General features: G+C 61.3%; 9 protein-coding genes. 6 read left to right on the top strand and 3 right to left on the bottom strand.

Annotation, left to right across the window (positions count from 1 at the left end; genetic code table 11):
- From EN991_RS22170 to EN991_RS22150, 5 genes are all read left to right on the top strand, one after another.
- On the top strand, positions 1-1,183 hold a 1,183-nt coding region (locus EN991_RS22170), incomplete at its 5' end, for an MFS transporter (RefSeq protein ID WP_127369558.1).
- Positions 1,184-1,481: 298 nt separating this feature from the next.
- Positions 1,482-1,868: a hypothetical protein gene (locus tag EN991_RS22165; RefSeq protein ID WP_082826532.1), complete on the top strand. Its 387-nt coding sequence runs from the start codon at positions 1,482-1,484 to the stop codon at positions 1,866-1,868.
- A 118-nt stretch (positions 1,869-1,986) separates the two neighbouring features.
- Positions 1,987-2,250: a glycine zipper domain-containing protein gene (locus EN991_RS22160; RefSeq protein WP_127369557.1), complete on the top strand. Its 264-nt coding sequence runs from the start codon at positions 1,987-1,989 to the stop codon at positions 2,248-2,250.
- 56 nt (positions 2,251-2,306) lie between these two features.
- Positions 2,307-2,942, top strand: coding sequence for an outer membrane lipoprotein carrier protein LolA (locus tag EN991_RS22155; RefSeq protein ID WP_127369556.1), 636 nt, complete (start codon positions 2,307-2,309; stop codon positions 2,940-2,942).
- 93 nt (positions 2,943-3,035) lie between these two features.
- Entirely contained in the window at positions 3,036-3,245 is a 210-nt protein-coding gene (locus EN991_RS22150; protein ID WP_013530154.1) for a hypothetical protein, read from the top strand.
- 89 nt (positions 3,246-3,334) lie between these two features.
- On the opposite strand, the gene EN991_RS22145 is transcribed toward EN991_RS22150, so the two are convergent.
- Complete coding sequence (locus EN991_RS22145) at positions 3,335-3,607, bottom strand: hypothetical protein (RefSeq protein ID WP_127369555.1); 273 nt, start codon at positions 3,605-3,607, stop codon at positions 3,335-3,337.
- Here EN991_RS22145 and EN991_RS22140 point away from each other — a divergent pair.
- Entirely contained in the window at positions 3,597-4,367 is a 771-nt protein-coding gene (locus tag EN991_RS22140) for a hypothetical protein (RefSeq protein ID WP_127369554.1), read from the top strand. The genes EN991_RS22145 and EN991_RS22140 overlap by 11 nt on opposite strands.
- 146 nt (positions 4,368-4,513) lie before the next feature.
- On the opposite strand, the gene EN991_RS22135 is transcribed toward EN991_RS22140, so the two are convergent.
- Positions 4,514-4,813, bottom strand: a complete 300-nt coding sequence (locus tag EN991_RS22135; RefSeq protein WP_024505488.1) for an HlyU family transcriptional regulator — start codon at positions 4,811-4,813, stop codon at positions 4,514-4,516.
- Between the two features lie 112 nt (positions 4,814-4,925).
- On the bottom strand, positions 4,926-5,335 hold a 410-nt coding region (locus tag EN991_RS22130; protein WP_164769287.1), incomplete at its 5' end, for a PadR family transcriptional regulator.

Below are 5,335 nucleotides of genomic sequence, written 5' to 3'. Positions count from 1 at the left end.
GGTCATCGTCGCGGCTGGCGCGCTGATGTCCTGTGTCGCCATCGGGACGATGTTTTCGCTGGCGATCTTTCTCGAGCCGATGGCGATCGACACCAACTGGTCGCGCGCCGGCATTTCGAGCGCCATGACGCTCAACTTCCTGGTGATGGGCCTTGGCGGCTTCGCCTGGGGCGCGATATCGGACCGTTTTGGCGCCCGCATCGTCGTGATGACCGGCGCGGTTCTGCTCGGGCTGGCGCTGGTGCTGGCCAGCCGGGCCGGTTCGCTGCTGAGCTTCCAGATTACCTATGGCGTGCTGGTCGGCCTCGCGGCAAGCGCCTTTTTCGCGCCGATGATCGCGCTGACCACAGGCTGGTTCGACACCAACCGTAGCCTCGCCGTCTCGCTGGTCTCGGCAGGCATGGGCGTGGCGCCGATGACGATTTCGCCCTTCGCCCGCTGGCTGATCTCCGCCTATGACTGGCGAACCGCCATGTTCGACATCGGCATTACCGCCTGGCTATTGCTGTTGCCGGCGGTGCTGCTGGTGCGCCAACCACCGAAGCCCGTCATGGCCGATACCGGCTCCGCGCCGGTTGCCGAAGGCGCCGGCCTGACGGTCGGCAAGGCGCTGCGCTCACCGCAGTTCATCGTGCTGGGGCTGACCTTCTTTGCCTGCTGTGCGGCGCATTCCGGCCCGATCTTCCATATGGTCAGCTATGCCATGCTGTGTGGCGTCGCCCCCATGGCAGCGGTCTCGATCTACAGTGTCGAAGGCCTGGCAGGCCTCGGCGGCCGGCTCTTCTACGGCGTGCTGGCCGACCGGCTGGGCGTCAAGCCGGTGCTGATCGCGGGCCTGGCGATCCAGGCGATCGTCATTGCCGCCTATCTCTCGATCAGCCGGCTTGAGCAGTTCTACATGCTGGCCGTTATCTTCGGTGCCACCTATGGCGGCGTCATGCCGCTCTATGCGGTGCTGGCGCGCGAATATTTCGGCCAGCGCATCCTCGGCACCGTGTTCGGCGCCGCCACCATGCTGTCCAGCCTCGGCATGGCGCTGGGCCCGCTTGCCGGCGGCATGGTGTTCGACGCCTACGCCAACTATTCCTGGCTGTTCATCGGCTCGGCTCTTATCGGGCTCGGCGCGGTCGGCATCGCCATCGCGTTTCCGCCGCTACCGCGCAGGGAGTTCCAGCCGGCGTAGTCCGGGTCGATTTCCCAAACCTTGCTGGCCAGGCGCGCAATCAGCCTGGCCCGTTCGGTTCACTGCGGATTCCCCCTTGCGCGAGGCAGTTTACGGCCAACGTTTGCACCAAGCGATCTCGACTGAGCTCGCGCATCCAGTCCACGCCAGAGAGGACACCCTGATGGTCGAACATCCGAGTGGAAGCGAAAGCAACAGAATTGCCGCAAGCGCTGTTGCCGACGACGATCCGCGTCTCGCATTCATTTATCAGGAAGCAGTGAGAGGTCTCACGCAACAGCAAACCCTTGTGGAGAACATGAGCAGCCGCGCCGGCAGCCTTGTCTTCGCCACCGCCTTCGCAAACTCGTTGCTTGGCGGTGCGGCCCTTTCCAACGGGCTTGGGCCTTGGGACTGGATTGCGGTGGCCCTGCTGTTCGGCATTGGCGGGCTGATCGTCTTCATGCTTTGGCCCTACCACCAATACACATTCCGCTTCGATCCCGAAGAGTTGCTTGATCAATATGTCGACGGCGACAGGCCGACGACGATGTCGGCCATGCGCCGCGCGCTTGCGCTTCGCATCAAGGCGGACATGGCCGGCAACTGGCGAATTATCCAGCGGCTGCGGGTGGCGCTGCAGATTGCGCTGCTGTTTCTGCTGCTCGATATCCTGGCCTGGCTTTTGGCGATTGCAGGCGTTTGAGCCGGAGGGCACACGGGTCCGCCACGGCCCGGCGCTTGAAGGACAGGCAACCCACGATGGATCGAAAAGCTTTCTTGAGCATTTAAGCTTTGGCTAATAGTAGCCCAGGAGAGAACCAATGAAAAAGACGCTGCTCATTTTGAGCCTGCTCATTCCGCTCTCGGCGTGCTCCCGTACCGAACAAGGCGCTGTCGTCGGCGGCTTGGGTGGCGCAGCGGTAGGCGCCGCGGTGGCCGGCGATCCTGTGCAAGGGGCGGTTGTTGGCGGTGCGGTTGGCGCGATAGCCGGGGCCGTCATCGGGCACGCCAGCGAAGCCGGCCAGTGCAGATATCGCGATCAGTATGGCCGGGTTTACGTTGCACGATGCCCGGAGGGTTACTGACCTGGAGGCGCGTGATCTCTTTCGATCACGCGCCTCCTCCGGAGGTGGGATAAGCGATGGGCTATCGGATCAAAGTACTGCTGGGTTGCTGGTTCGCCGTTGCCAGCGCTGCCGCGATGTATGCGGCATCCACCGCCGCGATCTCCGCCGCGCCTGTTGATGCCAAGACGATTGCCGATCACCTCTCATCGGTAAAGTCCATGTCCGGGGACTTCGTCCAGTCGGGTCCAAATGCGGAGAGGACCCGTGGCAGGTTTTTTCTACAACGCCCCGGCAAGATCCGATTCAACTATGCAGGCCAATCAGGGATCAGCGTGATTGCAGATGGCAAATCCCTGGTGGTTTATAACAGAAAGCTGAAGACATCGCGGCTTTATGCTCTCTCGAAGACGCCGCTTAAGCTGCTGCTCGACAATAAGGTCGACTTCTCCGGCAATCGCGTGAAAAGCATCAGGGACGATGGCGCCCAAGTTACCGTCAAGCTGTCCGACAGATCGACCTTCGGCAATTCGAGCATCTCCATGGTGTTCGACAGTAAATCTCTCGATCTGCGCAGATGGAGCCTCACCGACGAGAAGGGACTTACCACAACGGTGACTATATCAAATGTGAAGCAGGGCGTTCGCGCTCCCGAGGGCACCTTCGTGATCGATTACACGGCAAACCGTGAATTCAACACCACCACGAAATAGCCGAAGCCGCGGGCATATTCCCTGGGCCGGAACCAATGCGATTACCAGCGGTTTAGTCCATGAAGGGACCGGAACCGCAAAGGACGCGGCGCAATGATTGAAATTCACAGCATGGAAGCGGCCAAAGCCAGACTGCGTATAAGGAGAGCTGAGCACTCTTTGAAGTGCGCGAACGACTTGCTGGATGAGGAAGGTGGCGTCGCCCTCAATCTGGCATTGTGCAGCCGGATAAGAGCCGCGCAAAGGCACCTGATCGAGGCAAGGGCACGCCTGATGACGATCGATCCCGCCAGGACGAATTGACCCGCTGGTGGTCGCACGTCAACCCCTGAGCGATAGGTCTATCGTGGCGCAAGGCCCGGGCGGCGCTCGGTTCGGCGATGGTCCGGCCCTTACCCAAAAATCCGATCGCCCTGCTCGTCGACCAACTGGATGCCCTTCTTGATCGAGATGTCGACGGCGTCGTCGAGCGGAGAGTTAAAGAAGGTTGTGTCAGACAGACCTAAGGCGATAATAGTTATTCGTGGGTAAGTGGGGCTTTTCAACGTGACAACTCGCCTGGGTCCGCTGGTAACCTTTTGCTTGATCGCCTTTGTCGCCTTGACTGCAACTGCATCGGCCGTCGCAAAGCAGAAAGCGCCCGAAGAATGGCCGATGAACTTCATTCTGGTTCGGAACGGCGATTGCAACGTCAACTGCGTCCAATGGATATCTGCCGAGGGCATAATAAAACCTGATACCGCCAGGCAATTTGAGAAATTTCTGCGGAAACTGAAGGGAGAAAGGCTTCCTGTCGTGTTTCAGTCTGGCGGCGGGAACGTGGATGCGGCGCTCGAAATGGGACACATGATCCGCGCCGCCGGCCTCGAAACTGCGATAGGCAGGACGCAGTTGAACGGCTGCCCGATGCTGGTGCCACGCTGTCCGCAAAAGATGGTCAGGAACGGCTGGTCGGAAGGGGAAGTTCATTCTGGTGGGGCGTACTGTTTCTCGGCCTGCCCATGGGCCTTGGCTGGGGGCCAGGTCCGCGCCGCAGCTGCCAATGCCCGGATCGCCGTCCATCAGATAACGAACGGCCGGAAGACACCCCGAATGCACAACGGCAGAAGAAGCCTTGATGAGATTTCGACGGTGCCTGATCCGGCGCTGAAGCAGTTGCTGTCCGACTATTTCGACGAAATGGGCGTCAACAGCGCCGATGTGTTCGCCATGATGGGGCTGGCAACGCCGCAGGGCCTTTATAACGTCTGGGACGCTGAAGCGCTCAAATCAGGCATCATAACGAAAGTCTACTCGTACTCGGAAGAACCGGGCTACGTCATCGGTGGAACGAATGTTGCCGATCCGGCCGATCCCACGCCGGCGGCTACTCCGGTGCCGGCGGTTACCACAATGCCGGACGAACTCATGCATTTACTGCCATAGCAAGGCGGCCTATAGAGTGAGCCGGCTTTGATGGCATTGCGGAGACCCGGCCTTGTTTGGCGTTCCTAACACGCTTGACAGCATCTTCACGCTGATCGGTTGGGCTCATTGCGAGATGCCGAAGATTTCGCCTCGACCGGTCCTGCCTATCCAAAAACCCGATCGCCCTGCTCGTCGACCAGTTGGATGCCCTTCTTGATCGAGATGTCGACGGCGTCATCGAGCCCGGCAAAGCGGTCGGCGCGGATGAATTTGTGTTCCTTCACCACGCCGTCGATCTCCTTGGAGACGACGCCGCAGGTCTGGTACTGGCCATCGGCCTTGTAGGGCGTGGCGCTGATCAGAAAGCCCTTGTGCTCGACCTGCTTGGCTGGCGCTGCACTCGTCGGCTCAGCCGTCTGGGTTCCGCCGCCGCCACCGCCGAAAAGACGCTTCAGAAAAGACATCGGACTTCCTCCAACAGCATTCATCCCGCACCATGTAGAGTGACGCGGGATGAATTTCACTATCGGTCCTTGGGCCAGCGGGCAAGGGCTGCGTCCGGTCGGCTGGACGAGCTTACTTGTGCGACAGCGCTTCCAGCGCCTCGGCGGCGGCTTCGAGGATGGCGATGGCCTCGGCCTGCTTGTCGGCCGGGGCGTCGACGAAGTCGCCCAGAGCCGCGCGCAGCCGGTGACGGACTGCGCGGAATTCGTCGCGCGCTTCCGAACGATCCCCGCGGCCGCCACGACGCCCGCCCTCTTCGCTCTCGTCGTTCCAGCCGAACCAGTCGCGCGCCTTGGCCATTTTGCGGCCGAAGCGCTCGAGATGGTCGAGCACGCCGTCGATCATCTCGCGGTTGTCGGCGAGATGCGCCTGGCCCGCCTCGGTGATCGAAAACACCTTCTTGTTGCCGTCGGCGGCGGAGGCGGCATAGCCGGCCTCTTCCAGGAAGGTCAGCGTCGGGTAGACCACGCCCGGGCTCGGGC

Source organism: Mesorhizobium sp. M7A.F.Ca.US.005.03.2.1 (genome assembly GCF_003997795.1).
GTDB lineage: Bacteria > Pseudomonadota > Alphaproteobacteria > Rhizobiales > Rhizobiaceae > Mesorhizobium > Mesorhizobium ciceri.
Note: the sequence above shows the minus strand (reverse complement) of the source record. Positions and strands in the feature narration are given on the sequence as shown.

Bases quoted from the DNA above. Each gene is read 5' to 3' on its own strand.
- EN991_RS22135 (WP_024505488.1), bottom strand. From the start codon at position 4,813: ATGTCTTTTCTGAAGCGTCTTTTCGGCGGTGGCGGCGGCGGAACCCAG.
- EN991_RS22165 (WP_082826532.1), top strand. From the start codon at position 1,482: ATGAGCAGCCGCGCCGGCAGCCTTGTCTTCGCCACCGCCTTCGCAAAC.
- EN991_RS22140 (WP_127369554.1), top strand. From the start codon at position 3,597: ATGAACTTCATTCTGGTTCGGAACGGCGATTGCAACGTCAACTGCGTC.
- EN991_RS22155 (WP_127369556.1), top strand. From the start codon at position 2,307: ATGGGCTATCGGATCAAAGTACTGCTGGGTTGCTGGTTCGCCGTTGCC.
- EN991_RS22150 (WP_013530154.1), top strand. From the start codon at position 3,036: ATGATTGAAATTCACAGCATGGAAGCGGCCAAAGCCAGACTGCGTATA.
- EN991_RS22160 (WP_127369557.1), top strand. From the start codon at position 1,987: ATGAAAAAGACGCTGCTCATTTTGAGCCTGCTCATTCCGCTCTCGGCG.
- EN991_RS22145 (WP_127369555.1), bottom strand. From the start codon at position 3,607: ATGAAGTTCATCGGCCATTCTTCGGGCGCTTTCTGCTTTGCGACGGCC.